This window comes from Salinisphaera sp. PC39 (assembly GCF_040361335.1).
Taxonomy (GTDB): domain Bacteria; phylum Pseudomonadota; class Gammaproteobacteria; order Nevskiales; family Salinisphaeraceae; genus APNM01.
The window spans coordinates 97,530-122,670 of the sequence record NZ_APNM01000008.1 but is presented as its reverse complement, the minus strand read 5'-3'; the positions used below and the strand labels follow the sequence as shown (position 1 = coordinate 122,670).

Below are 25,141 nucleotides of genomic sequence, written 5' to 3'. Positions count from 1 at the left end.
AAGATGGCTGTTCAACAGAATCGCAAGACGCGCTCGAAGCGGGGCAAGCGGCGTTCCCACGACGCCCTGTCGGGACCGACCCTGTCGATCGACGCCACCACCGGCGAGACCCACCGCCGGCACCACGTCACCCGCGACGGCTATTACCGCGGCCGTCGCGTCGTGCAGCGCGACGACGCGTAAATCCCCAGCGCGCCGGCCCCGCCGGCGCCGTCCGGGTCTTTGTCTTGAGCATGAGCGCCGGCATTACCGTCGCCCTGGACGCCATGAGCGGGGACCACGGTCTCGACGCGGTGGTGCCCGCGGCCTTGGCCTCCCTGCAGCGGCACGCCGACCTCAACCTGCTCCTGGTCGGTGACCGCCCCGCCCTGGAGCGTTCCCTGGCCGAGCACCGGTCGCAGGAATCCGAGCGGCTGCGCATCCAGCACGCCTCCGAGGTCGTGGGCATGTGGGAGTCGCCCTCCAAGGCGCTGCGCACCAAGAAGGACTCGTCCATGCGCGTGGCCCTGGACCGGGTGCATGCGGGCGAGGCCGATGCCTGCGTGTCGGCCGGCAACACGGGCGCGCTCATGGCGACCTCCCGTTTCGTGCTCAAGACCCTGCCGGGCATCGACCGGCCGGCGATCATATCGCCGATCCCGTCCCGCAACGGCCACACGCTGATGCTGGATCTGGGCGCCAACGCCGAGTGCACCCCCGAGCAGCTCTTCCAGTTCGCGGTGATGGGTTCGGTGCTGGCCACCGCGGTGCACGGCATCGCCAGTCCCCGCGTCGGCCTGCTGAATATCGGCTCCGAGGAGATCAAGGGCAACCAGCAGATCCAGACCGCCGGCCGCCTCCTTTCCGCCAGCAATCTCAACTACATCGGCTACGTCGAGGGCAACGATATCTACGTGGGCGACGTGGACGTGGTGGTCTGCGACGGCTTCATCGGCAATGTCGCCCTCAAGACCAGCGAGGGCCTGGGCAAGCTGATCGGGGAGTACCTGCGGGAGGAGTTCTCGCGCAACCTGCTCACTCGCGCCGCGGCGCTCTGCGCCATGCCGGTGCTCAAGGCCTTCCGGCGACGGGTGGACCCGCGCAACTACAACGGCGCCAGCTTCGTGGGCCTGCAGGGCATCGTCATCAAGTCGCACGGCAACGCCGACGCCATCGCCTTCACCAGCGCGATCGAGACCGCGGTGGTCGAGGTGCGGCAGGCGGTGCCCCGCCGCATCAGCAATCTCCTGGCGTCGGCCCTGGGGGAGAGCGCCGAGGCCATCGCCTGACGCCGCCGACTTTCCCCGTCATTCAGGATCGAACTTCCGCGCCGCCGCGGCATCCAACCGTCAGGTGGCTTGGTAGAATACGCGGAGGTTCGGTCACGCGACATGGATCGCGATCATGAGCGCCAATCATCCCCAGCAGGGCTCGGACGCCGGCGTCGCCGTCGAGGAGGCGAAACCGCGCGTCAAGAAACCGCCCCTGTACCGCGTCGTGATGCACAACGACGACTACACGCCGATGGACTTCGTCGTCGAAGTGCTCCAGCGCTTCTTCTCCCTGCCGCGCGACCAGGCCGTGCAGGTGATGCTGACCGTGCATACCCGCGGCAAGGCCGTCGCCGGCACCTACAGCGCGCAGATCGCCGAGACCAAGACCATGCAGGTGAACGAGTACGCGCGTGCCCACCAGCATCCGCTGTTGTGTACCATGGAGAGAGCTTGAGTCGAACCGCGTCAGCCGTCACATTGGAAACCGTCGGAGTCGCTATTTTCGAGGTACCGCCGCCATGCTGAGCCAGGAACTGCAGACCGCACTCGATGCCGCATTCATGGTGGCGCGCCGGCAGCATCACGAGATGCTCACCGTGGAGCATCTGCTCCTGACGCTGCTGGACAACCCCGCCGTGGTCGAGGTCCTGCAGGCCTGCAACGCCGATATCCAGCAGCTCGAGCGCGAGCTGCGGGCCTATATCGAGACCCACGTGCCGGTCGTCCAGGACGAGGAGGACCACGAGGTCCAGCCCACGCTGGGCTTCCAGCGGGTGCTCCAGCGCGCCGTCTACCACGTGCAGTCCTCCGGCAAGAAGGAGGTCAGCGCGGTCAACGTGCTCGTGGCCATCTTCTCCGAGCAGGACGCGCACGCCGTCTACCTGCTCAACGAGCAGGGCGTGACCCGGCTGGATGTGGTCAACTACATCAGCCACGGCATCTCCAAGGTGGCCGGCGAGCGCGAGGAAGAGGGCGCCGCGCCCGAGAAGGAGGCCGAGGCCGCCGAGGAGGGCAGCAGCCCGCTCGAGCAGTACGCCACCAATCTCAACAAGCGCGCCGCCGAGGGCCGGATCGATCCGCTGATCGGCCGCGAGCACGAGATCGAGCGCGTCATCCAGACCCTCTGCCGGCGCCGCAAGAACAACCCGCTGCTGGTGGGCGAGGCCGGCGTGGGCAAGACCGCCATCGCCGAGGGCCTGGCGCACATGATCGTCGAGGGCCGGGTGCCCTCCGTGCTCTCGGAGAGCACCATCTACGCCCTGGACCTGGGCGCGCTGATCGCCGGCACCAAGTACCGCGGCGACTTCGAGAAGCGCCTCAAGGGGGTGCTGTCGCAGCTCAAGAAGCGCAAGGGCTCGGTCCTGTTCATCGACGAGATCCACACCGTGATCGGCGCCGGCGCGGCGTCCGGCGGCGTGATGGACGCCTCCAACCTGATCAAGCCCATGCTCGCCTCGGGCGAGCTGCGCTGCATCGGCGCCACCACCTACCAGGAGTTCCGCGGCATCTTCGAGAAGGACCGTGCCCTGGCGCGGCGCTTCCAGAAGGTCGATGTCACCGAGCCCTCGATCGCCGACACCGTGCAGATCCTGAACGGACTCAAGTCGCGCTTCGAGGAGCATCACCAGGTGCGTTACACCCGCACCGCGCTGGAGGCGGCGGCGGAGCTGGCGGCTCGCCACATCAACGACCGCTACCTGCCGGACAAGGCCATCGACGTGATCGACGAGGCCGGCGCCCGGCTGCGCCTGCGGCCCAGCGCCAAGCGGCGCAAGACCGTCCAGGTGCGCGACATCGAGGAGATGGTGGCCCGCATCGCGCGCATCCCGCCGAAGAGCGTCTCGCGCTCCGACCGCGACGTGCTGCGCACCCTGGAACGAGACCTCAAGCTGGTGATCTTCGGACAGGACGAGGCGGTGGAGACGCTGTCCAGCGCGATCAAGATGGCGCGCTCCGGTCTGGACAACCCGGACAAGCCGATCGGTTCCTTCCTGTTCGCCGGTCCGACCGGCGTCGGCAAGACCGAGGTCACCCGACAGTTGTCGCTGCACCTGGGCGTGGACCTGATCCGCTTCGACATGTCCGAGTACATGGAGCGCCATACCGTGTCGCGCCTGATCGGCGCGCCGCCCGGTTACGTGGGCTACGACCAGGGCGGTCTGCTGACGGAGGCGGTGACCAAGCAGCCGCATTCCGTGGTGCTGCTGGACGAGATCGAGAAGGCCCATCCGGACGTTTTCAACCTGCTGCTGCAGGTGATGGACCACGGCAAGCTGACCGACAACAACGGCCGCGAGGCGGATTTCCGCAACGTGATCCTGGTGATGACCACCAACGCCGGCGCCGAGGACATGGCCCGGCGCGGCATCGGCTTCGCCGACCAGGACCACAGCACCGACAGCCTGGAGGCCATCCGGCGCAGCTTCACGCCGGAATTCCGCAACCGGCTGGACGCCATCATCCAGTTCCGCGCGCTCGCCGGCGACACCATCGACCGGGTGGTGGACAAGTTCATCCTGCAGCTCGACGCCCAGCTCGAGAGCCGCGGCGTGGACCTGACCGTGGAGGCGGGTGCCCGCCGCTGGCTGGCCGAGCACGGCTACGATCCCAAGATGGGCGCGCGCCCGATGGCGCGCGTGATCCAGGATCACATTAAGAAGCCGCTCGCCGAGGAACTGCTGTTCGGCCGCCTGGCCGGCGGCGGCGAGGTGATCGTGCGGGAAGCCGGGGACAGCCTGGAACTCGAGGTTAAACCCCGGGAGCCCGTGGGCGCCTAACGAGACTGGTGATCAGTGATTGGTGATTCGTGATTTGACGGCGCGGGTCACCGGTCACGAGTCACGAGTCACCGGGCGTCTCAACGCCCCCGATAGGTGATCCGCCCCTTGCTTAGGTCGTACGGGGTCAACTGCACGGTCACGCTGTCGCCGCGCAGGATGCGGATGTAGTGCTTGCGCATCTTGCCGGAGATATGGGCGGTCACGATGTGCCCGTTCTCCAGCTTCACGCGGAAGGTCGTGTTCGGCAGCGTCTCCACTACCGTGCCTTCCATTTCGATGTGGTCTTCCTTCGCCATGTAGTCGTTGCGAAACCTCTTGAGGTGAAGCGCGGCATTATCGGGGAAAGCGCGGGCCGGTTCAATTGCGCGGCGGCAGGTGCGCCTCGTTGCGGGGTACATCGAGCTCGAAGCGCCAGGGTGCGGGCGGCGATGCCAGGGCGCCGTATTCGCGCAGGCAGGCGATGAACCGCGGACGCGGCAGGTCGAAGGCGCCCATGCGGTAGAGATGCGGCGAGCCGACCTGGCCGTCGATCAGCGGGAAGCCCCAGGCCGCCAGTTGCCGTGCCAGATGCACCAGGGCCAGTTTGGATGCGTCGGGAACGTGCGAGAACATCGACTCGCCGAAGAACATCCGGCCGTGGGCCACGCCGTAGAGGCCGCCGACCAGTTCGCCGTGGCGCCAGACCTCGACCGAGTGGGCGTCGCCCGTGTCGAACAGCCGCCGGTAGGCGGCGCGCATCTCCGCGCCCAGCCAGGTGCCCGGCTGATGACGCCGGGGGCCGGCGCAACCGGTGAGGACGCCGTCGAAATCGCGATCCAGGGTGACCGCGTAATCCGCGCGGCGCAGCGTCCGCGCCAGCCGGCGGGATACATGCACACCGTCGGTGGCGAACACGACCCGCGGGTCGGGCGACCACCACAGGATCGATTCCTCCGGGTTGTACCAGGGGAAGATACCGTTGGCGTAGGCATTGCGCAGACGTGTCGGGGACAGGTCGCCGCCCATCGCGAGCAGGCCGTTGGGCTGGGTCAGCGCCAGCGCGGGATCGGGGAAGGGCGCGTCCGGTGTCGCCGGGTCCAGCCAGTAGAGTCGCAGCGCGGTCACGTTTCGATCTCGTCGGCGTCGGGGAAGGCGCAGCGGCGCCGTTGCTCGTGGTGCCAGTCGGCGATCAACCCGCCCTCCCGGTCGACAAAGTCGGCGATGGGGCCGCGCAGCGCCGGCTCGACCACGAAATGGGCGGAGTAGGTGGCCGCGGGCTCGAAACCGCGGCGGATCTTGTGCTCGCCCTGGGCGCCGGCGTCGAAGCGCGCCAGCCCGTGCTCGATGCAATAGTCGATGCCGGCATAGTAGCAGGTCTCGAAATGCAGGCTGTGGTAGTCGGCGAGGCTGCCCCAGTGCCGACCGTAGAGGGTGTCGTCGCCGACCAGCATGAAGGCCGCGGCTACCGGACGGGTCCCCTCGCAGGCGAGGAAATAGCGTACCCGATCCGGGAGGGCCGTCTCGATCCGGCGGAAGAAATCCGGGGTGAGATAGGGCGCTTGGCCGCGTATCAGGTAGGTGCGGGCGTAAAAGGCGTAGATGCGTTCCCGCAGATCGTCGTCGACCTCGTCGGGCGGGACCGTCCGCACGCGGATGCCGGCCTCCGCCACCCGGCGCCGCTCGCGCCGTATCTGTTTGCGCCGCTTGGCCGACAGCCGGGCCAGGAAATCGTCGAAATCGCGATAGTCCCGGTTGCGCCACAGGAAATGGCAGTCCCGGCGCAGGATCGCCCCGGCCGCGGCCGCCGCCGCGCGGTCGCGGGCCCGGGGGAACAGCAGATGCAGCGACGAGGCGCCGTCCGCGGCCGGCAGCCCGGCGAGGGTCCGGGCCAGGGCCTGGCGGGTATCGTCATCCGCGGCCAGCAGTCTCGGTCCCGTCACCGGCGTGAACGGGACCGCCGCGACCAACTTGGGGTAGTAGTCCAGCCCTAGCCGGTGATAGGCGTGCGCCCAGGCGAAGTCGAACACGAATTCGCCGAAGGAATGGCGCTTGCGGAAGAGCGGCACGGCGCCGAGCAGCCGGCCGGCGTCGTCGCGTAGCGTCAGGTGCCGGGGCTCCCAGCCGGTGCCGGGACCGACGCAGCCGGTCGCCTCCAGCGTGCGCAGGAAGCCGTGGCGCAGGAAAGGGTAGCCGGGATCGTCGGCGTCGAGCAGGGCATCCCACTCCTCGCCGCCGATTTCGTCGATGCCGGCCGCCAGCCGGGTGCGCGCCATGGGCAACTCGCGATCGCAGGGACGGGGCGATTGTGACCCATCAGTCGCGGATCACCAATCGTCCGCCGGCCGCGGGTACCGTCAATTGAGCGCGTAGCGCCCGGGTACCGTATCCTTGAGCGCGAACTGGACGCAGGCGTCGTGCTCGAAGCTGGTGAACTCCGTCTCGTCCTCGGGCGCGGCGGCCTCCTGGAGTCGGCCCTCCTCGTCGAAGCCGACCACGGCGCCGACGGTGCGCACCTGGATCTGGCCGGATTCGTCGGCCTGCTCGACGGAGACCTGGAGATAGCGCAGGCGCTTGTCCGCGAATCGCGGCAGCGGCGTGTCACCGCTGGCGACCCGGGCGGCCTCCTCCTCGGAGAACTCCTCGATGCTGTCGTCGTGAGTCAACAGAAAGTGTCGAACGGTCATGTCGTCCCCCGGTCTGGAACCGGTACCATCGGATACCAGGAATATGCGCCCGAACCCCACGCTTTCAAGCTTCCTGCCGTTATAATGACCGGTCATGCGTAACGGCGTCATCAGCGAGGATCGCCGCCCGGCGGGCGCGGCAAGGGACGGCATCGCGGGCTTGCGCGCGGCGGGGGGCGCCTGATGGCGCGGGCCCCGCAGCGACGCGCGGCGGCGGCGCAGTCCAGCCGCTACCGGCAGCGGCTGGGACGATTGCTGCGGGAGGCGGTCCTGTTCGCTGCCGCGGCCCTGACCCTGTTCCTGCTGGCGGCGCTGGTCAGCTACGACCCCGCCGATCCGGGTTGGTCGCGTCTGGGTCAGGGCGGCCCGGTGAACAATCTGTTCGGCGTCCCCGGTGCCTGGTTCGGCGACGTCCTGCTCAGCCTGTTCGGCTATCTCGGTTTCGTCTTTCCCTGGCTGATCCTCTACGGCGGCTGGCTGGTGTTCCTGGGCGGCCGTCAGCCCAGCGGCGACGCCTTCAGCCTGGGGGTGCGCTCCGGCTCGCTGCTGCTCTGGCTGACCGCCGGCTGCGGCCTGGTCACGCTGGCGATCGAGGCCGCCCACGGATTGCCCCAGGGCAGCGGCGGCATCCTCGGCGCCAGCGTGGCCGGGGCCCTGCGCGGCGTGTTCAACACCGCCGGCACGGCCTGGCTGCTGATCACGGTGTTCGTGATCACGCTTTCCACCGGTCTGGGCTTCTCCTGGCTGAACGTGGCCGAGCGGGTGGGCACCGCCGTCCTGGAGGGCGGTGCGTGGTTGTGGCGCACGGCGGTCGCGCGCTGGCGCGAGGCGCGGGAGAAACGGGCCGAGCGGCGGCGCAAGGCGGCCGCGGCGCAGGCCGCGAAACCGGCCAAGCCCGCCAAGCCGCGCCGCGAGCCCAAGCTGCCGGCCAAATCCGCCGACAAGGGCAAGCGCGCCGCCCAGCTCGACCTGCCCATGGACCCGGAGCCGGAGACACCGACCGTGCCCGCCTACGACCCGGGCAAGGACAGTCCGCTGCCGCCGACGGACCTGCTGGATTCGTCGCGCCAGTCGGTGCGCGGTTATGCCGCCGACGAGCTGGAACGCCTGTCCGGGGAGCTGGAGCAGCACCTGGCCGACTTCGGTGTCCAGGCCAAGGTGGTGGATGTGCAGCCGGGCCCGGTGGTGACCCGCTTCGAGCTGGATCCGGCCCCCGGCGTCAAGGTCAACCAGTTCACCAATCTCGCCAAGGACCTGGCCCGCGCCATGTCCACGATCAGCGTGCGCGTGGTCGAGGTGATCCCGGGCAAGTCCGTGGTGGGCCTGGAGATCCCCAACCAGGAGCGCGAGATCGTGGCCCTGCGCGAGTTGTTCGAGTCGCGCCATTACGCCAACGGCGGCTCGGCCCTGACCCTCGCCCTGGGCAAGGATATCGGCGGCGGGCCGGTCACCGCCGACCTGGGCAAGATGCCGCACCTGCTGGTCGCCGGCACCACCGGTTCGGGCAAGTCGGTGGCGATCAACGTCATGATCCTGTCCATGCTCTACAAGGCCACGGCCGAGCAGGTGCGGTTCATCATGATCGACCCCAAGATGCTGGAACTGTCGGTCTACGAGGGCATCCCGCACCTGCTGGCGCCGGTGGTCACCGACATGAAGGAGGCGGCCAACGCCCTGCGCTGGTGCGTGGCCGAGATGGAGCGCCGCTACAAGCTGATGTCCAGCCTCGGCGTGCGCAACATCGCCGGCTTCAACCGCAAGGTCTCGGAGGCCGCCGCGCGCGGCAAGCCGATCCCGGACCCGCTGGTCGAGGCCGCCCGCGGCGACGACGACGACACCGAGGTGCCGACCCTGGAGCCGTTGCCCGCGATCGTGGTGATCGTCGACGAACTGGCGGACCTGATGATGGTGGTCGGCAAGAAGGTGGAGGAGTTGATCGCCCGGCTGGCGCAGAAGGCGCGCGCGGCGGGTCTGCACATGATCCTGGCCACGCAACGGCCGTCGGTGGACGTGATCACCGGCCTGATCAAGGCCAACATCCCCACCCGCATCGCCTTCCAGGTGGCCTCGCGCGTGGATTCGCGCACGATCCTCGACCAACAGGGCGCCGAGAGCCTGCTGGGCCACGGCGACATGCTGTTCCTGCCGCCGGGCACGGGCATGCCCGCGCGCGTGCACGGCGCCTTCGTGGACGACCACGAGGTCCACAAGGTGGTCGAGTACCTCAAGCAGGTGGGCGCCCCCGACTACAACGAGGAAATCCTTGCCGGCGTTCCGGAGTCCGACGGCGGCGGCGGGGCCGGCGGCGACGGCGAGGAGGACGATCCGCTCTACGACCAGGCGGTGGCGGTGGTCACTCAGAGCCGCAAGGCCTCGATCTCCTACGTGCAGCGGCGACTCCGGGTCGGCTACAACCGGGCCGCGCGCCTGGTGGAACAAATGGAGGCGGCCGGCGTCGTAGGGCCGCTGGAGGGCGGCGGCAGCCGCGAGGTGTTGGCGCCCCCGCCGCCCGCGGACTGACCGCGGCCGGTTCAGACAGCGTTCAGCCGTTCCGCCTAGGCTGGGTGACAGGCACCCCCACAGGGATATCTATGCGAATCGCACGACAGTTTCTCGCCGGCCTGCTGGCCGTATGCGCGGCGACCGCCGCCACGGCGCAGCCGCGGGCCCTGGCGGATTTCTACACCGAGGTGGACGATCTGCGGGCCGACTTCGAGCAGGTCCAGGTCGACGCCGACGGCGAGGTCCTGCAATCGGCCGCCGGCATCTTCCTGCTCGACCGGCCGGACCGTTTCCGCTGGGAATACCGCGAGCCGTACCGCCAGATCATCGTCAGCGACGGTAGCGCCTTCCGTTTCTATGATGTCGACCTGGCCCAGGTCACGGTGCGCGCGGTGGACGACACGCTGCGCACGACCCCGGCCCAACTCTTGGCCGGCGGTGCCGATTTGGACCAGGCCTTCGCCATGGAGACCCTGGCCGGCAAGGGGGACGATCTGACCTGGGTACGGTTGATCCCCCGCGCCGACGACAGCGATTTCCGCGAGATACGCATGGGCCTGAGAAGTGGCCGCCCGGTCAGCCTGGAACTCGATGACCAGCTCGGCCAGACCACCCGCATCCGTTTCCACGATATCCGCGTGAATACCGGCATCGACGACGGGCGCTTCACCCTGGAAGTGCCCGAGGACGTCGACGTGGTCGACGCCCGCGGGTCGGGGAATGCGCCGTGACGGCCGGCCGCGACCTCCGGCTGGCCCGGCTGTGGCGCGGGTTGGGCTATGCCGGTATCGCGATCCTCCTGGTCGGCTGTCTTTGGCCGCAACCCGGGGTCGCCGGCGGTGCGGGCATCGACAAGCTGCTGCATTTCGCCGCCTTCGCCCTGCTGGCGGGCTGGTTCGGGGCGGTGCTCGGCATGGGCCGCTACGCCGCCGTGGCGGCCGGCCTGGCCGTGCTGGGGCTGGTTATCGAGGCGCTGCAGTGGCTGACCGGCTACCGCAGCGCGGAACTGATGGACTGGGTCGCCGATGTCGCCGGCGTCGGAGTGGGTCTGGCCCTGGCGCGGCCGCTGGTCGCGCCCTGCCTGGGATATATTGACGGCCGTGTCGCGGCAACACGAAATCGGGCTTGAGCGCGACGGCGGCGCGGAGGCGGGTCGGCCGCTGGCCGACCGCATGCGGCCGCGCGCGCTTGCCGACTTCGCCGGACAGGCGCATATCCTGGGGCCGGGCAAGCCCCTGCGCCGGGCGCTGGAGGCCGGCCGTCTGCATTCCATGATCCTCTGGGGGCCGCCGGGTACCGGCAAGACCAGCCTGGCGCGGCTCCTGGCCGAGCTGTCGGATATCCGCTTCGTGCAGATATCGGCCGTGATGGCCGGCGTGAAGGATATCCGCGCGGCGGTGGCCGAGGCCCGCGAAGCACGCGCCGCCGGCGGCCGGGGTACGCTGCTGTTCGTCGACGAGGTCCACCGTTTCAACAAGGCGCAGCAGGACGGTTTGCTGCCCTACGTCGAGGACGGGACCGTGACCCTGGTCGGCGCCACCACCGAGAATCCCTCGTTCGAGGTCAACAACGCGCTGCTCTCGCGTGCCCGCACCTATGTCCTGAAATCCCTGGACGCCGGCGACATCCGGGCCCTGATCGATCGCGCCCTGGCGGACGGCGAGCGCGGCCTGGGCGGGACGGTGACCATGGCGGAGGCCCTGCGGGACCGCCTGGCGGCGCATGCCGACGGCGACGCCCGGCGCGCCCTCAACCTGCTGGAACTGGCCGCGGACGTGGCCGCGATCCGTGCCGAGGAGGACGCGGACGACGGGGCCCGGGAAATCACCGAAACCGATCTGGACGAGGTCCTGCGCGAGGGTCTGCGTCGCTTCGACAAGGGCGGCGATTACTTCTACGACCAGATCTCGGCCCTGCACAAGTCGGTGCGCGGCACCGATCCCGACGCCGCCCTCTACTGGCTCTGCCGCATGCTCGACGGCGGCTGCGATCCCCTCTACCTGGCGCGCCGCGTCGTGCGCATCGCCAGCGAGGATATCGGCAACGCCGATCCGCGGGGCCTGCGCCTGGCGTTGGATGCTTGGGAGACCTTCGAACGCCTGGGCAGCCCGGAGGGCGAGCTGGCGATCGCCCAGGCGGTGGCTTACCTGGCCTGCGCGCCCAAGAGCAACGCCGTGTATGCCGCCTACAACGCCGCCCTGCGCGACGCGCGTGAGCGCGGCAGCCTGGAGGTGCCCCTGCACCTGCGCAACGCCCCCACCAAGTTGATGAAGGGGCTCGGGCACGGCGCCGGCTATCGCTACGCCCACGACGAGCCGGATGCCTACGCCGCGGGCGAGACCTACCTGCCGGACGAGTTGGCCGGCACCCGCTACTACGAGCCCGTCGACCGCGGCCTCGAATCCAGGATCCGGACGAAGCTCGCCCGGCTGCGCGGCGAGGATGACACGGCTGGCTGACGGTCGTGCCGCGCGCGGCCGCCGCGCGGGTGCGCTAGGCTGTGCGTCCGCAGCCAGCTATACGCTCCGCGATGGCCACAGCCGACACCATCATCGTCGCCGACGATCACCCCCTGTTCCGTTCCGCGCTGGAGCAGGCCGTCACGCAGGTCGTGACCGGCGCGGAGATCGTGTCGGTGGCCACGTTCGAGGCCCTGCAGGACGCGATCGACAGTCACGACGACGCGGACCTGCTGCTGCTCGACCTGAACATGCCCGGCTGCCGGGGTTACGCCGGACTGGTCTATGCCCGCGGCCGCCAGCCCGGGCTGCCGGTGGTGGTGGTGTCGGCCTACGAAGACCCGCAAGTGGTGCGCGGTGCGATCGATCACGGTGCCTCGGGCTTCATCCCCAAGTCCGCCGGCATGGGCACCATCGTGGAGGCCCTGACGGCGGTGCTGGACGGCGCCGTGTGGGTGCCGGGCGGGCAGCAGGGCGCGCGGCGGGGCACCACCGCGGCCGACGACACGGCCCGGCGTCTGGGCAGTCTCACGCCGCAGCAGATCCGCGTGCTGCTGATGCTCACCGAGGGCATGCTCAACAAGCAGATCGCGATCGACCTGGACATCTCCGAGGCCACGGTCAAGGCGCACATCACGGCGATCCTGCGCAAGCTGGGCGTCTACACCCGGACCCAGGCGGTGATCGCCGCGCGCAGCCTGGAGATCGACTGGGACGCGCTCGCGCAGCGCGCCCTGGCATCCGATCCCGACGCCCCCGGTAGCTGACTCAGACCGCCGCGGCCCGCGGCCCGTCGCGCAGGATGCGGGTCAACGCCGCGCGCAATGCGGCCGGCTTCACCGGCTTGTGCAGGAGCGGATGGCCGTGCGTCCGGGCGTGGCGGCGCAGCGCCGGATCGCGGTCCGCCGTGATCACGATGCCGCGCAGCTCGTCGCCCCAGCGCTCGCGCAGCTCGTCGAGCAGGGCGAGGCCGTTGCCCTCGCCGCGCAGGTGGTAATCGACGATTACCGCGTCCGGCGGATCCGCGGGCAGTGCCGCGCGTCCCGCGGCGACATCGACCCGGCAGCCCCAGCCCGTGAGCAGCGCCTGCAGGCCGTCCCGCACGCCCGCGTCGTCGTCGATGCACAGCAGCCGCAGGCCGGCCAGGGCGTCCGGCGGCGCCCAGTCGCCCGCGGCGGGCGCCGCCGCGGGATGCCGGCCGCGGGGCACGCGCAGGGAGAAGCAGGTGCCCCGTCCCGGTTCCGAGCGGACATCGATGGGATGATCCAGGAGGCGCGCCATGCGTTCGGCGATGGCCAGGCCGAGCCCCAGCCCGCGGCTGTTGCCGCGCGGGCGGTCGATCTGGTGGAACTCCTCGAAGATGGCCTGGAGCTGATCGCCGGGGATGCCGGGACCGGTGTCCCAGACCTGGATCTCCACGCTGTCGCCGCGCCGCCGGCAACCGAGCAGGATGCGGCCGTGATCCGTGTAGCGCACGGAGTTGGCGAGGAAGTTCTGCAGGATCCGTCGCAACAGGTGGCGGTCGCTGCGCACCGCGGCACGGCAGGTCACGGTGCGCAGATCGAGGCCGCGCTCGGCGGCGAGCACGCCGAACTCGGCCGCCAGGCCGTCCAGCATCGCGTCGAGGCCGAAGTCGGCGATCTCCACCTCCCAGGCGCCGGCGTCGAGCTTGGAGATATCGAGCAGCGAGGAGAGCAGTTCCTCGGCGGATTGCAGCGAGCGCTCGATATTGCCCGCCAGGGCGCGGGGATCGCCGGACCGGCCCTCGATCAGGGCCGACGCGAACAACCGCGCCGCGTTGAGCGGCTGCAGCAGGTCATGACCGGCCGCGGCCAGGAATCGTGTCTTGCTGAGGTTGGCGCGCTCGGCCTCGTCGCGGGCGCGGCGGGCCTCGCTCTCGGCGCGGGCCCGGTCGCGGTTTTCCCGACGCAACTCGGCGTTGGCGCGCGACAGGGCCCGGGTGCGCTCGGCGACGCGCTGTTCCAGGGTCTCGTTGATCTCGCGCAGGGCCGCCTCGGTGCGCTTGTGCTCGGTGATGTCGCTGAAGGTGGTGACAAAGCCGCCGCCGGGCATGGGGTTGCCGTGCATCTCCAGCACGGTGCCGTCGCGGCGGACCCGCTGGAACACGTGCGGCCGGCCCCGCTGCATGAAGTCCAGGCGTTTGCGCACGTGCTCCTCGACGTCGCCGGGCCCGCATTCCCCGCGTCCGGCGTTGTAGCGGATCAGCTCGGCCACCGGGCGGCCCACGCAGACCAGGCCCTCCGGATAGTCGAACAGCGCCAGGTAACGCTTGTTCCATGCCACCAGGCGCAACTGGTCGTCCACCACCGAGACGCCCTGGCTGATGTTGTCCAGGGCGGCGTGCAGCAGGGTGCGGTTGAAGTGCACCGCCTCGGCGGTGCGGTCCAGCACGTCCACCACATCCTCGATCGCGAGGTCCTTGTGGCGCAGCGCCGATACCAGCACCAGGCGTGCCGAGGCGCTGCCCACCACGCCCGCCAGCAGGCGTTCGCAGAAGCGGATCAGATGCGGCTCGGCGGGGGTGCCCGCGTGCAGCGTCACCTCGTGCCGGCGGGCGTAGTCCGCCAGGGCCGCCTGTGCCTGCTGCAGGCCCAGGAAACGCTGCAGCAGGACCTGCATGTCGCCGACGTTGGCGGCGGTGTGCAGGGCGGGCAGGGCCTGGGCCGTGTGCCGGGGATTGTCGAGGTCCACGAACGCGGTGGCCTGCATGCGCTCGACCAGACTGCGACCGCCGTTCAGGGAGACCGCGGCCAGCACGCCGATGTTGGCGCACAGGCTCCAGAACACGCCGTGGGTGAGCGGATCGCCGAGCGTCAACCCGAACAACGCCTGGGGCCGCAGCCAGTCGATCCCGCCCGGACCCTCGCGGACCAGGGTCTCGGCGATCCAGCCGGCCGCGGCGAGATCGGGCAGCAGCAGGGTGTAGGTCCAGACCCCGAATCCGGCCACGATGCCGGCGAGCACGCCCCGGCGCGCCAGGCCGCGCAGGTACAGGCCGCCGATCAGCGCCGGCAGGAATTGCATGATCCCGGCGAAGGAGAGCAGCCCGATGGCGGCCAGCGTGGCGAAGCTGCCGAAGTAACGGTAGTAGAGATAGGCCAGCGCGAGGATCGCCAGGATCACCCCGCGCCTTATCGCCAGGAGCAGCGCGCTGACGTCGCCGTCGCGTCCGGGGCCGCCGCGGCGCAGCAGCACCGGCATGATCATGTCGTTGCAGACCATGGTCGCCAGCGCCACGCTGGCCATGATCACCATGCTGGTGGCGGCCGAGACGCCGCCCAGGAAGGCGAGCAGCGCCAGACCGTGGGTGTCGGCCGACAGCGGCAGGGCCAGGACGAAGCGGTCGGCGTTCACGCCGCCGTCCGGGAAGATCAGCAGGCCGGCCGCCGCGATGGGCATGACGAACAGCCCGAACGCCGCCAGGTACAGCGGGAACAGCCAGCGCGCGGTGCGCAGGTCGCCCACGTCGGTATTCTCCACCACCGCCACGTGGAACTGGCGCGGCAGGCAGAAGATCGCCCCCATCGCCAGCAGGGTGGTGGTGACGAAGCTGCTGGTGATCGGCGATGCGCCGCCGTACATGGCTGCGAACCGCGGATCCCGCCAGGCCCGGCCCAGCAGATCGCCGACGCCGCCGAACAGGCCCCAGGTCACGAAGGCGCCGACCGCCAGGAAGGCGGTCAGCTTCACCACCGACTCGAAGGCCATGGCGTAGATGATCCCCTGATGGCTCTCGCTGTTGTCCACGTGCCGGGTGCCGAACAGCATCGAGAAGGCGGCCATGGTCAGGGCCACGTACAGCGCGGTGTCGCGCCAGGGCGGGGGCGGGTCGCCGCCGGTCGCCGGACCGTTCGCGGCGCCGCCGGTGAGGGTGTCGTAGGCCAGGGACACGCCCTTGAGCTGCAAGGCGATGTAGGGAAGGATGACCACCACCGCCACGCCCGTGACCAGCGCCGCGAGACCCTGGGTCTTGCCGTACCGGGAGGCGATGAAGTCCGCGATCGAGGTGATGTTCTGCTGTTTGCTGACCCGGATCATCTTGCGCAGCACCGGGGCCAGGACCACGAGCGCGAGGATCGGTCCGAGATAGATGGGCAGGAAGTCCCAGCCGCTGGAGGCCGCGCGGCCGACGTTGCCGAAGAAGGTCCAGGAGCTGCAGTACACCGCCAGCGAGAGGGCGTAGATCAGCGGCCGGCTGCCGGCACGGCCGTGCGATCGGGCCCGGGCGTCGCCGTAGTGGGCGATGGCGAACAGCACCGCCACATAGCCCAGCGATGCCAGGATCGGGATCCAGGGGCTCACGCCGCCGGTCTCCGCGCGTCCGCGCCGCTGCTAGGATAACGGCCGGGCCGGCCGCAGGCGCGCCGCGGCCGGCCCGTTCCGCCGCCGGCGCGCCGCAGGACAGGGATCGGGCCGACATGCTTTGGGATATCGTCTTCGTCGCGGCGACCGCGGCCGTCGCCTATCACGGCATCACCTGGCGCGACGAGGCCGGGGAGAGCGACACGGTGCGGCTGCTGTTCGGCTGTATCGCGCTGTTGTTCTGCCTGCGCGTGCTGTTCGGCGAGCTGCTGGACGTATTCTGAGAGGTCACATCTCATACGGCTTCTGGGCGTTGTCCGCCTCCTTCAGGCGCAGCAGCCGCTCGTCCTCGGGCTTGGCCAGCTCCGTGCGCAGATAGGCCGCGCGCTCGGCGATGGTCGGCGGCTTCTCCGGCTGGTTGCGCAGGAAGCGGGTCAGCCAGCCCGGTCCCTGCGCCAGTTCCGGCTCCAGCTCAAGGGCCCGCTCGTAGTCGGCCAGCGCCTGACGGTGCCGGCCCATGCGGTCGTTCAGGATGCCGCGGTTGGCGTACGCGGGTCCGAAGGCCGGGGCACGTCCGATGGCGCGGTCGTAGGCCGCCAGGGCCGCCTCGTCGCGGCCGAGCTGCATCAGGGCGCGGGCCTTGCCGCGCAGGGCATGGAGATGTCCCGCATCGGTCGCCAGGGCGTCCTCGTAGGCGGCCAGGGCCCGTTCGTAGGCGCCGTCCTTGAAGGCGCGGTTGCCGGCCAGGTAGGCGTTATCGCCCGGCTCACGCTGCGCGAACAGACCGTCGTAGGCGGTCCAGCCTAGCCAGAGCAGGCCCAGCGCGATGGCGGTGTATTTCAGGAAGGCGTACAGACGGTCATCCATACGGCGGCCATCCCAGCATCTGCAGGTTGAACAGCAGGGCGGTGGCGGCGCTGATGAGCACGCCCAGAAAGCGGGCGCGGGTGCCCTGGCCGCGGACCTCGTCTTCGTGCAGCGGCGCCCCGCGGCGCCGCTCCAGGCGCCGCACCGACAGCGCCCAGATCAGCCGCGTGACCGGCAGGTACAGCAGGGCCGCGAGCACGGCCACCGATCCCCAGAAATACAGCATGGCATCAGGTTACCGGCGCGGCGGAGCGGACGCAGCCGCGCCGGCCGCCGCTCAGCGTCCGCCGACCGTGCCGGAGGCGGTGTCGCCGGCGACGTCGCCGATGTCCTCCTGCAGCACCTCGATCTCGCGTTCCGGCATGGTGGACATGCGCATGTGGATCGCCAGGAACCACATCATGCCCACGCCCAGCACCCACCACAGGATCTGCCAGGCCCAGATCGAAGGCATGCCGAAGACCCAGGTGGCGGGATCGCCGGGGTCGCCGAAGATCGTGTTGCCGATCACCGCCCCCGGACCGATGGCGAAGAAGAACCAGGCCAGGGTCACGATCCAGGCCACCGGCACCAGCGGCTTCTTGGCCGCCGGCAGGCCGGCGTGCTCGCGCAGGAAATCGTGGAACACCATGCGCCGGGCGCGGTCCTCGGGATTCTGCGTGAACGCCGAGACCAGGATGGCCAGACCCAGGTTGAAGATGATGCCCCAGCCGGCGGCGTGGATGGTCAGCGGCCAGCGGCCCCAGGCCTCGATGCCGAACCACTGCACGCCGACCCGCTCGGTCAGGGTGACCGCCACGAGGCCGGCGATCAGGCCGGCGTTGACGCCCTGACGCGTGAGCCAGGGCCACCAGCAGGTGGCGATCAGGGCGGGCCACATCTGGAAGCCGTAGGCCACCGCGAGACCGCCGAGAAGCACCAGGGCGTCGGTGGCGGAGGTCGCCACCCAGAGGGCGGCGAACACGATGAATGCCACGCCCAGGCGTCCCCAGAGTTTCTGCACGTTATGCGAGGCGTTCGGTATCAGGTAGCGCTTGAGGATGTCGCGCGTGAGCATGCCGCCGGCGGTGGACATGTAGGCGGCGCCCGTGGACTGCATCGCCGCCAGGGCGCAGACCGCCAGCAGGCCCATGAGCCAGGGCAGGGTCTCGCCCATCAGGTTGATGTACTGCGGCACCAGCGCGCCCTGCTTGCCCTCGTAGTCCATCAGGTCCTGGCCGTCCAGCAGGGGGCCGAAGACGTTGGTCACGGCCTCGGGATGGGCCGCCAGGAAGCCGGCGTTGGCCCCGAGCAGGTGTGCCCCGAGTCCCTGGATCGCCGTGAACACCATCAGGATCAGGCCGATGCCCAGGGCCGAGGCCCAGACCTGCTGGATCGGGAAGGGCCGCGGATCGGTGTTGGAGTAGGCCCACATGCTGAAGGCCGGCGCCGACTGGATGCCCATCAGCGCGAACATGTAGGTCAGGATCATGATCCCGGTCCAGGCGCCGCCGGTGGCCGACGGGCCCTCGCTCACGAACTGGATCACGCCGGGGATCGCCACGTAGTGGGAATGCCCGTCCGGTGTGCGCTTGCCGTCGTACTGGGCCAGGGTGGCGATGCCGTCGTTGAGCGCGCTCCAGCCGCCGACGTTGATCAGGGCGATGCAGCCGATGATGACGATGCCCAGGGCCAGCAGGATGGCCTGGGCGCTGTCGACGTAGGCCACCGAGCGCAGGCCGCCGGTGGCGACGTACACCAGCACCACCATCGACAGCATCCACATGCCCGCCTCGATCGACAGGGCACCGTCGGTGAGCACGTTGAACAGGAAGCCCGAGGCGCGGAACTGGATGCCGGTGTAGGGAATGGAGAAGATCAGCGCCACCAGCACCACCAGCAGCCGGATCAGGTCGGAGCGGAAGTAGTCGGACATCATCTCGCCCGGCGTGACGTAGCCGAAGCGCTTGCCCAGCATCCACTGACGCTTGAGGAACATGACGCCGGTGAACGGGATGGTGATGGCGTAGAACGAGGCGTAGGCGTACTGGAAGCCGTCCACGTAGAGCAGGCCGGGGTGGCCGACGAAGGTCCAGCCGGAGAAGGAGGTCGCCGTGCCCGCCAGGACGAACACCCACAGCGACAGCTTGCGGCCGCCGATGAAGTAGTCGCTGGCCGTTTTCGCGGTGGCCATCCCCTTGAAGCCCATGTACAGGCAATATGACCAGTAGAGGCCCACGAAAACGATGAGCCACAGGATTTTCGGGTCCATGGTTCCACCCTCTCTTTATCGTTCAGTCTCCCCGGCGCCGCGTCGCCGCGGCACCCGCACCCGGTACGCAAGGTAGCAGAGCGCCGCGCGAACGCCAGCCCCGACTTTAGTCTGAGCGCGGGCGGCGGGCGCCGGCCCCGGCCTGCAAGCGTCCCCCACGGCGCCTATAATGCGCGCCGGTTCCATGCTCGGGGCAGGCGATGCTCGATTCCAAACTGCTGCGCAACGACCCGGAGGCGGTGGCCGCCGCACTGGCCCGCCGGGGATTCCGCCTGGACGTCGACCGGCTGCGTTCCCTGGAGGAACGCCGCCGCGAGCTGCAGACCCGGTCCGAGAACCTGCAGGCCGAACGCAACAAGCGCTCGAAGGCGATCGGCCAGGCCAAGGCCGCGGGCGAGGATATCGAGCCGCTCAAGGCCGAGGTGTCGGGCCTGGGCGACGAGCTGGCGCGGGCTAAGGCCGATCTGGACGCGGTGGCCGCCGAATTGGACGCCATCCGCTGGGGGTTGCCCAACCTGCCGCACGACTCGGTGCCGGACGGCGATAGCGAAGACGACAATGTCGAGGTCCGGCGCTGGGGCGAGCCCGCGGCGTACGATTTCGAGGTGCGCGACCATGTGGATCTCGGCGCGGGTCTGGCCGGCATGGATTTCGAGGCCGCGGCACAGATCACGGGCGCGCGCTTCGTGGTGCTCTCGGGCCCGCTGGCGCGGCTGCACCGCGCCCTGATCCAGTTCATGCTGGACATCCACACCCGCGAGCACGGCTACCGCGAGGTGTACGTGCCCTATATCGTGCGCTCGGAATCCCTGCGCGGCACCGGCCAGTTGCCCAAGTTCGGCGAGGACCTGTTCCGGCTGACCGACCCGGAGGACTTCTATCTGATCCCCACCGCCGAGGTGCCGGTCACCAATCTGGTGCGCGAGCGCATCCTGGAGCCGGAGCGTTTGCCGTGCCGCTTCGTGGCGCACACGCCGTGCTTCCGCGCCGAGGCCGGGGCCCACGGCAAGGATGTGCGCGGCATGATCCGCCAGCACCAGTTCGAGAAGGTGGAGATGGTGCAGGTGGTGCGCCCGGAGGAGTCCTACGCCACCCTGGAGGCCCTCACCGGCCACGCCGAGACCGTCCTGCAGCGCCTGGAATTGCCCTACCGCGTGGTGACCCTGTGCGCGGGCGACATCGGCGCCGCGGCCGCCAAGACCTACGACCTGGAGGTCTGGCTGCCGAGCCAGGACACCTACCGCGAGATCTCCTCCTGCAGTAATTTCGAGGCGTTCCAGGCCCGCCGCATGCAGGCCCGCTGGCGCGACCCGGAGACCGGCAAGCCGGCCCCCGTGCACACCCTCAACGGTTCCGGCGTGGCCGTGGGGCGGGCCCTGGTGGCACTACTGGAGAACCACCAGCAGGCCGACGGCAGCGTGCACATCCCCGAGGCCCTTCAGCCCTACATGGGCGGCGACACCGTGCTGCGTGCCGAATAAAGACTAACCACAGAGGCACAGAGGACACAGAGCATTTGAAAGGTGTGAAGTGTCGGGGACGAAATGCTTTTACATTCGTCTTGCGTGACCTGCTCTCATTAGTGCAAGTACTTCCTACTTGCCTCTGTGAGCTCTGTGTCTCTGTGGTTAATGGCTTTTATTGGCACCCAGCAAACGTATCCCACGATTACTCGCGTGGCACCTGAGGCCAGAGTTCGTCGAGCAGCCGCCGATAGCCGTCGCCGGGATGAGCCGCAGCCGCGCGTTCCACGATCTCCGGCGTCAGGTGCGGCGCGAACATCTCGATGAAGTCGGTCATGTAGCCGCGCAGGAAGGTGCCGCGGCGGAAGCCGATGTGGGTGGTGCTGGGTTCGAACAGGTGGCTGGCGTCCAGCCGCACCAGGTCCTCGTCCTCGGCGGGGTCGTAGGCCATGTTGGCGACGATCCCCACCCCCAGCCCCAGGCGGACGTAGGTCTTGATCACGTCGGCGTCCACCGCCGTCAGGACCACGTTGGGCGACAGGCCGTGGGCGGCGAAGGCCTGGTCCAGGTGCGAGCGGCCGGTGAAGCCGAAGGTATAGGTCACGATCGGGTGTGCGGCGATGTCCTGCAGCCGCAGACGCGACACCGACGCCAGGGGGTGGTCCGGCGGCACCAGCACGCCGCGGTTCCAGTGATAGCAGGGGAGCATGATCAGCTCCTCGAAGTGCTCCATGGCCTCGGTGGCGATGGCGAAATCCACCTCCCCGGAGGCCGCCCAGCTCGCGATCTGGGGCGGCGAGCCCTGGTTGAGATGCAGGGACACCCTGGGATAACGGCGCTTGAAACGCTGGATGGTCGGAGGCAGGGCATAACGGGCCTGGGTGTGGGTGGTGCCGATCGCCAGTTCGCCCGTATCCGCCGCCTGGAATTCGTCGGCCGCCCGCTTGACGTTCTGGACCTCGTTGAGGATGCGCCGCGTGATCTCCAGGATGCGCTCGCCGGCCGGCGTGACGCGATCCAGGTGCTTGCCGTTGCGGGCGAAGATCTGGACCCCGAGTTCGTCCTCCAGTAGCCGGATCTGCTTGCTGATGCCCGGCTGGGACGTGTGCAGGTGCTCGGCGGCTGCGGTGATGTTGAGATCGCGCTGGGCCACCTCGTGGATGTAGAGCAGTTGCCGCAGTTTCATGATCGGACCTCGCGCGGACGGTTTTATATATTGGAATGTTATTAAATTATAAATATATATTGCTTTTTATTAAAACGGGTAGCTGCTATCGTCGCCGCCCATGATCGAAGCGGGCTTGTTCGGTTTCACCCTCGCGGGTCTCGTCGTCGGTTTCGCCGTGGGCGTGACCGGGGTCGGCGGCGGCTCGCTGATGACCCCCATCCTGATCCTGCTGTTCGGCTTTTCGCCGTCCGCGGCGGTGGGCACGGACCTGTTGTACGCCGCCGGCACCAAGAGTTTCGGCGTCTGGCTGCACGGCCGCCAGCGGACCGTGGACTGGCGCATCGTGTCGCTGCTGGTGGCCGGCAGCGTACCCGCGGCCCTGCTCACTATCGCGGCGTTGCACACGGTGGGTATCGACGAGACCGTGGAACGGATCATGACGCTGACACTCAGCGCCGCGGTCGTGGCCACGGCGCTGCTGACCCTGTTCCGCCAGCGCCTGATGGCGATGGTCAGCGATCGTGCCGTGCCGGCCGCGGCCGGCGCCGATGTCCGCCGGCGCCTGCGTACGCCCATCACCATCGCCGGCGCCGCACTCCTGGGCGTGTTGGTCACGCTGTCGTCGGTGGGGGCGGGCGTGCTGGGCACCACCATGCTGTTCCTGCTGTATCCGCGCCTGCCCGCCGTCAAGGTCGTGGGCTCGGACATCGCCTACGCGGTGCCGCTGACCCTGGTGGCCGGCCTGGGGCACATCAGCCTGGGCACCACCGATTTCGAGGTGCTCGCCTACCTGCTGCTCGGCTCCCTGCCGGGCATTTTCCTGGGCACCCGGCTCGGTTTCCAGCTGCCGGACCGTGTGCTGCGTCCGACCATCGCCTGCCTGCTGATCCTGGTCGGCGCCAGCCTGCTTTTCGACAACGTCGCCAGCGCCTTCGCCGGCTGATGGCTTAAGCTGTTGCGGTATCCCCGACACCGGAGGCTTCTGGATCGCGATGGCGTCTGACAAGGGACGTGTCTGGCTGGTGGGCGCCGGTCCCGGCGATCCCGAGTTGCTGACCCTGAAGGCGGCCCGCCTGCTGCGCGAGGCCGACGTGGTGCTGTACGACAGTCTCATCGCCCCCGAGCTGCTGGAGATGATCCCCGAGGGCACCGAGCGCATCCACGTCGGCAAGCGCGCCAGCCGTCATACCCTGCCGCAGTCCGACATCAACGTCCTGATGGTGCGTCTGGCGGGCGAGGGCAAGCGGGTTTTGCGTCTCAAGGGCGGCGATCCGTTCATCTTCGGACGCGGCGGGGAGGAGATCGCGGAATTGGCCGATGCCGGCATCGATTTCGAGGTCGTGCCGGGCGTGACCGCGGCCCAGGGCTGCGCCGCTTACGCCGGCATCCCGCTGACCCATCGCGATTACGCCCAGTCGGTGCAGTTCGTCACCGGTCATCTCAAGGAGGGCGACCTGGACCTGGACTGGCCCGCGCTCACGAAACCGGGCCAGACCGTGGTCTTCTACATGGGTCGCACCGCCCTGGATCTGATCTGCCGGCGGCTCTACGAGCACGGCCTGCCTCGGGACTGGCCGGCGGCCATGGTCATCGACGGCGCCACGCCGTTCCAGCGGGTCGTGGTCAGCGACCTCGCGGGTCTGCCGGAGGCCGTGGCCGAGCGCGCGCCGCACGGCCCCAGCCTGATCGTCGTGGGCGAGGTGGTGCGGCTGCATCGCCGGCTGGGTTGGTATCGGGCATGAAAAAGGGCCGCCCCGCCGGGCGGCCCCGTCATTCATTACACCGCCTCGGGGCCGGTCTAGTCTTCGCCCATGAACGCGCCCAGCAACTGCAGTAGGCTCAGGAACAGGTTGTAGATCGACACGAACAGGGTGACGGTGGCGCTGATGTAATTGGTCTCGCCGCCGTGCACGATCTCGCCGGTCTGGTACAGGATCAGGCCGGACATGAGCAGCACGAACATCGCCGACACCGCCAGCGACAGGGCCGGGACATTGAAGAGCACCGCGCCCAGACCGAGGACGAACGCCACCAGGATGCCGACGAACAGGGCGCCGGCCCACTGGTTGAAGCGCCGCCCCGAGGTCAGCGCATAGGCCGACAGGCCCAGGAAGATGGCGCCGGTGCCGCCCATCGCCAGCATCACGATCTGGCCGCCGTTGGAGAAAGCGCCGATGTAGGCGCTCAGGATCGGCCCGAGGGTGTAGCCCATGAAGCCGGTCAGGCCGAACACCGTCACTAGGCCCCAGCCGCTGTTCTTGGTCTTCTCCACCGCGAACAGCAGGCCGAAGTAGCCCACCAGCGTGATGATCAGGCCCGGGTGCGGGGCGTTCACCGCCATGGCGACGCCGGCCACCGCGCCCGAGAACAGCAGGGTCAGGGACAGCAGCGCATAGGTGTTGCGCAAAACCTTGTTGGTCGCCAGCGCGGACTGCGCGCGATCGGCGGTAAGCGTGCGTTGGTCGGTCATCGCCTCTTCCGGTCGTAGGGATATCCGCTGGAAGGATATCATCGTGTCGATGGGTAGACAGCAGGCATCGCGTCGGGTTCGCAACCTCGCGCTGACGGCGGCCGTGGTGCTGGCGGCGGCGGCGCTGGTGCTCTCGCGCCAGCCGGGGCTCCCGCAACCTGTGCCGGGCGGCGCGATCCCCGGCGGGTATCCGTCGGCCCCGGCGGACACCGGTATCCGGCGCCTGGAGAATCCCGGCTTCACCGTCGGTTACTCGGCGGATCGCGGCGCGCCGTTGTGGGTGGCCTACCGGGCCCGGCACGTGGCCCGCGCGACCGTCCACGGACGCCCGGCCTTCGCCGCCGATCCGCGGGTGCCGGGTGCGCCGGGACCGGACGCGCGAGTCTTCGGCCGCGGCCACGACCGCGGTCACATGGCCCCCAATTACCTGATCGCCAACCTGTACGGCCGCGACGCCCAGCGGGCGAGCTTCCGCATGACCAACATCACGCCGCAGCGGCCGCGCCTGAACCAGCTCCTCTGGCAGCGCCTGGAGGAAATCGAGGCCGACAACCTGGCGCGGCACCATGGCGGGTTGTGGGTGACGGTCGGGCCGATCTACGACGAGGCCGGCGCGACGTTGCCGGCGGCCTTCTACCGCATCTGGACCGACGCGACGCCGGACGGGCCGCGGGCGCTGGCGTTGCGGGTGCCGCAGGACGTGCGCGGCGACGAGCGTCTGGATGCGTTCGTGGTCAGCGTCGACCGGATCGAGGCCGAGACCGGCCTGGATTTCCATCCGGCGCTGGCGCCGGATGTCGAGAAGGCGGTGGAGGCGGTGCCGGGCGACGCCGCCGAATGGGGGCTGGCGGCGCTGGCCTGTTTCCCGGCTCGCTACCGCGAGGACTGGCAGGGACGCGACGGCATCCGGTTGGATTTCGAGCGCTGCGATTGATGCCCGGG

General features: G+C 69.5%; 23 protein-coding genes and 1 pseudogene. 14 read left to right on the top strand and 10 right to left on the bottom strand.

Annotated elements, in window-relative coordinates; translation table 11 throughout:
• Positions 1-3: 3 nt before the first annotated feature.
• The 4 genes from rpmF (at position 4) to clpA (ending at position 4,030) form a co-directional block, all read left to right on the top strand.
• Complete coding sequence (gene rpmF / locus PC39_RS09570) at positions 4-183, top strand: 50S ribosomal protein L32 (protein WP_353253159.1); 180 nt, start codon at positions 4-6, stop codon at positions 181-183.
• 50 nt (positions 184-233) lie between these two features.
• On the top strand, positions 234-1,268 hold the full coding sequence (gene plsX / locus PC39_RS09565; RefSeq protein WP_353253158.1) for a phosphate acyltransferase PlsX: 1,035 nt from the start codon (positions 234-236) through the stop codon (positions 1,266-1,268).
• A 115-nt stretch (positions 1,269-1,383) separates the two neighbouring features.
• Entirely contained in the window at positions 1,384-1,707 is a 324-nt protein-coding gene (gene clpS, locus PC39_RS09560) for an ATP-dependent Clp protease adapter ClpS (protein ID WP_353253157.1), read from the top strand.
• Between the two features lie 64 nt (positions 1,708-1,771).
• A complete protein-coding gene (gene clpA / locus PC39_RS09555) occupies positions 1,772-4,030 on the top strand; it encodes an ATP-dependent Clp protease ATP-binding subunit ClpA (RefSeq protein WP_353253156.1) in 2,259 nt (752 codons plus the stop codon).
• Positions 4,031-4,110: 80 nt separating this feature from the next.
• Here clpA and infA read toward each other — a convergent pair whose 3' ends face one another.
• The 4 genes from infA to PC39_RS09535 all read right to left on the bottom strand — a co-directional run bounded on the left by infA (position 4,111) and on the right by PC39_RS09535 (position 6,696).
• Complete coding sequence (infA, locus tag PC39_RS09550; protein WP_353253155.1) at positions 4,111-4,329, bottom strand: translation initiation factor IF-1; 219 nt, start codon at positions 4,327-4,329, stop codon at positions 4,111-4,113.
• Between the two features lie 61 nt (positions 4,330-4,390).
• On the bottom strand, positions 4,391-5,128 hold the full coding sequence (aat, locus tag PC39_RS09545; RefSeq protein WP_353253221.1) for a leucyl/phenylalanyl-tRNA--protein transferase: 738 nt from the start codon (positions 5,126-5,128) through the stop codon (positions 4,391-4,393).
• Between the two features lie 5 nt (positions 5,129-5,133).
• Positions 5,134-6,285, bottom strand: a complete 1,152-nt coding sequence (locus PC39_RS09540) for a GNAT family N-acetyltransferase (RefSeq protein ID WP_353253154.1) — start codon at positions 6,283-6,285, stop codon at positions 5,134-5,136.
• A gap of 81 nt (positions 6,286-6,366) precedes the next feature.
• Positions 6,367-6,696 (bottom strand): hypothetical protein, encoded by a 330-nt coding sequence (locus PC39_RS09535; protein ID WP_353253153.1) that lies wholly within the window; start codon positions 6,694-6,696, stop codon positions 6,367-6,369.
• Between the two features lie 183 nt (positions 6,697-6,879).
• Between PC39_RS09535 and PC39_RS09530 the strand changes: the two genes are divergently transcribed.
• From PC39_RS09530 to PC39_RS09510, 5 genes are all read left to right on the top strand, one after another.
• Positions 6,880-9,216 carry a DNA translocase FtsK gene (locus PC39_RS09530; RefSeq protein WP_353253152.1) on the top strand — a complete coding sequence of 779 codons (2,337 nt, stop codon included), beginning with the start codon at positions 6,880-6,882 and terminating at the stop codon, positions 9,214-9,216.
• A 71-nt stretch (positions 9,217-9,287) separates the two neighbouring features.
• Positions 9,288-9,929, top strand: coding sequence for an outer membrane lipoprotein periplasmic chaperone LolA (gene lolA / locus PC39_RS09525; RefSeq protein WP_353253151.1), 642 nt, complete (start codon positions 9,288-9,290; stop codon positions 9,927-9,929).
• Positions 9,926-10,327, top strand: a complete 402-nt coding sequence (locus PC39_RS09520; protein ID WP_353253150.1) for a VanZ family protein — start codon at positions 9,926-9,928, stop codon at positions 10,325-10,327. Before lolA ends, PC39_RS09520 begins: the two co-directional genes overlap by 4 nt.
• Before the next feature lie 43 nt (positions 10,328-10,370).
• Positions 10,371-11,657, top strand: a complete 1,287-nt coding sequence (locus PC39_RS09515; RefSeq protein ID WP_353253220.1) for a replication-associated recombination protein A — start codon at positions 10,371-10,373, stop codon at positions 11,655-11,657.
• Positions 11,658-11,728: 71 nt separating this feature from the next.
• Positions 11,729-12,424 (top strand): response regulator, encoded by a 696-nt coding sequence (locus PC39_RS09510; RefSeq protein WP_353253149.1) that lies wholly within the window; start codon positions 11,729-11,731, stop codon positions 12,422-12,424.
• Between the two features lies 1 nt (position 12,425).
• Here the strand turns inward: PC39_RS09510 and PC39_RS09505 are convergent, their stop codons facing one another.
• Positions 12,426-15,980 (bottom strand): PAS domain-containing hybrid sensor histidine kinase/response regulator, encoded by a 3,555-nt coding sequence (locus tag PC39_RS09505; RefSeq protein ID WP_353253148.1) that lies wholly within the window; start codon positions 15,978-15,980, stop codon positions 12,426-12,428.
• A gap of 116 nt (positions 15,981-16,096) precedes the next feature.
• Between PC39_RS09505 and PC39_RS09500 the strand changes: the two genes are divergently transcribed.
• A complete protein-coding gene (locus PC39_RS09500; RefSeq protein WP_353253147.1) occupies positions 16,097-16,264 on the top strand; it encodes a hypothetical protein in 168 nt (55 codons plus the stop codon).
• Between the two features lie 4 nt (positions 16,265-16,268).
• On the opposite strand, the gene PC39_RS09495 is transcribed toward PC39_RS09500, so the two are convergent.
• The 3 genes from PC39_RS09495 to PC39_RS09485 are packed head-to-tail and all read right to left on the bottom strand — an operon-like array spanning position 16,269 to position 19,098.
• Positions 16,269-16,847: a tetratricopeptide repeat protein gene (locus PC39_RS09495; protein ID WP_353253146.1), complete on the bottom strand. Its 579-nt coding sequence runs from the start codon at positions 16,845-16,847 to the stop codon at positions 16,269-16,271.
• The gene (locus PC39_RS09490; protein ID WP_353253145.1) at positions 16,840-17,073 is read right to left on the bottom strand and encodes a hypothetical protein; all 234 of its coding nucleotides are present in this window, start codon (positions 17,071-17,073) and stop codon (positions 16,840-16,842) included. Before PC39_RS09490 ends, PC39_RS09495 begins: the two co-directional genes overlap by 8 nt.
• A 51-nt stretch (positions 17,074-17,124) precedes the next feature.
• Entirely contained in the window at positions 17,125-19,098 is a 1,974-nt protein-coding gene (locus PC39_RS09485; protein WP_353253144.1) for a sodium:solute symporter family protein, read from the bottom strand.
• 200 nt (positions 19,099-19,298) lie between these two features.
• On the opposite strand from PC39_RS09485, the gene serS reads away from it, so the two are divergent.
• Positions 19,299-20,579, top strand: a complete 1,281-nt coding sequence (serS, locus tag PC39_RS09480; RefSeq protein ID WP_353253143.1) for a serine--tRNA ligase — start codon at positions 19,299-19,301, stop codon at positions 20,577-20,579.
• A 187-nt stretch (positions 20,580-20,766) separates the two neighbouring features.
• Here the strand turns inward: serS and cysB are convergent, their stop codons facing one another.
• Positions 20,767-21,747 (bottom strand): HTH-type transcriptional regulator CysB, encoded by a 981-nt coding sequence (gene cysB / locus PC39_RS09475; RefSeq protein WP_353253142.1) that lies wholly within the window; start codon positions 21,745-21,747, stop codon positions 20,767-20,769.
• Between the two features lie 103 nt (positions 21,748-21,850).
• Here cysB and PC39_RS09470 point away from each other — a divergent pair, with 103 nt between their 5' ends.
• Together PC39_RS09470 and cobA are read left to right on the top strand one after the other, a co-directional pair.
• Positions 21,851-22,672 carry a sulfite exporter TauE/SafE family protein gene (locus tag PC39_RS09470; protein ID WP_353253219.1) on the top strand — a complete coding sequence of 274 codons (822 nt, stop codon included), beginning with the start codon at positions 21,851-21,853 and terminating at the stop codon, positions 22,670-22,672.
• A 64-nt stretch (positions 22,673-22,736) separates the two neighbouring features.
• Positions 22,737-23,471: pseudogene (gene cobA / locus PC39_RS09465) on the top strand (uroporphyrinogen-III C-methyltransferase); the annotation flags it as partial.
• Between the two features lie 56 nt (positions 23,472-23,527).
• Here cobA and PC39_RS09460 read toward each other — a convergent pair.
• Positions 23,528-24,199, bottom strand: a complete 672-nt coding sequence (locus tag PC39_RS09460; RefSeq protein WP_353253141.1) for a Bax inhibitor-1/YccA family protein — start codon at positions 24,197-24,199, stop codon at positions 23,528-23,530.
• Positions 24,200-24,248: 49 nt separating this feature from the next.
• Between PC39_RS09460 and PC39_RS09455 the strand changes: the two genes are divergently transcribed.
• Positions 24,249-25,133, top strand: coding sequence for a DNA/RNA non-specific endonuclease (locus PC39_RS09455; RefSeq protein WP_353253218.1), 885 nt, complete (start codon positions 24,249-24,251; stop codon positions 25,131-25,133).
• Positions 25,134-25,141 lie beyond the last annotated feature (8 nt).

Coding starts and splice junctions, on each gene's coding strand:
- rpmF (WP_353253159.1), top strand. CDS start 4: ATGGCTGTTCAACAGAATCGCAAGACGCGCTCGAAGCGGGGCAAGCGG.
- plsX (WP_353253158.1), top strand. CDS start 234: ATGAGCGCCGGCATTACCGTCGCCCTGGACGCCATGAGCGGGGACCAC.
- clpS (WP_353253157.1), top strand. CDS start 1,384: ATGAGCGCCAATCATCCCCAGCAGGGCTCGGACGCCGGCGTCGCCGTC.
- clpA (WP_353253156.1), top strand. CDS start 1,772: ATGCTGAGCCAGGAACTGCAGACCGCACTCGATGCCGCATTCATGGTG.
- infA (WP_353253155.1), bottom strand. CDS start 4,329: ATGGCGAAGGAAGACCACATCGAAATGGAAGGCACGGTAGTGGAGACG.
- PC39_RS09540 (WP_353253154.1), bottom strand. CDS start 6,285: ATGGCGCGCACCCGGCTGGCGGCCGGCATCGACGAAATCGGCGGCGAG.
- PC39_RS09535 (WP_353253153.1), bottom strand. CDS start 6,696: ATGACCGTTCGACACTTTCTGTTGACTCACGACGACAGCATCGAGGAG.
- PC39_RS09530 (WP_353253152.1), top strand. CDS start 6,880: ATGGCGCGGGCCCCGCAGCGACGCGCGGCGGCGGCGCAGTCCAGCCGC.
- lolA (WP_353253151.1), top strand. CDS start 9,288: ATGCGAATCGCACGACAGTTTCTCGCCGGCCTGCTGGCCGTATGCGCG.
- PC39_RS09515 (WP_353253220.1), top strand. CDS start 10,371: ATGCGGCCGCGCGCGCTTGCCGACTTCGCCGGACAGGCGCATATCCTG.
- PC39_RS09510 (WP_353253149.1), top strand. CDS start 11,729: ATGGCCACAGCCGACACCATCATCGTCGCCGACGATCACCCCCTGTTC.
- PC39_RS09500 (WP_353253147.1), top strand. CDS start 16,097: ATGCTTTGGGATATCGTCTTCGTCGCGGCGACCGCGGCCGTCGCCTAT.
- PC39_RS09495 (WP_353253146.1), bottom strand. CDS start 16,847: ATGGATGACCGTCTGTACGCCTTCCTGAAATACACCGCCATCGCGCTG.
- PC39_RS09490 (WP_353253145.1), bottom strand. CDS start 17,073: ATGCTGTATTTCTGGGGATCGGTGGCCGTGCTCGCGGCCCTGCTGTAC.
- PC39_RS09485 (WP_353253144.1), bottom strand. CDS start 19,098: ATGGACCCGAAAATCCTGTGGCTCATCGTTTTCGTGGGCCTCTACTGG.
- serS (WP_353253143.1), top strand. CDS start 19,299: ATGCTCGATTCCAAACTGCTGCGCAACGACCCGGAGGCGGTGGCCGCC.
- cysB (WP_353253142.1), bottom strand. CDS start 21,747: ATGAAACTGCGGCAACTGCTCTACATCCACGAGGTGGCCCAGCGCGAT.
- PC39_RS09460 (WP_353253141.1), bottom strand. CDS start 24,199: ATGACCGACCAACGCACGCTTACCGCCGATCGCGCGCAGTCCGCGCTG.
- PC39_RS09455 (WP_353253218.1), top strand. CDS start 24,249: ATGGGTAGACAGCAGGCATCGCGTCGGGTTCGCAACCTCGCGCTGACG.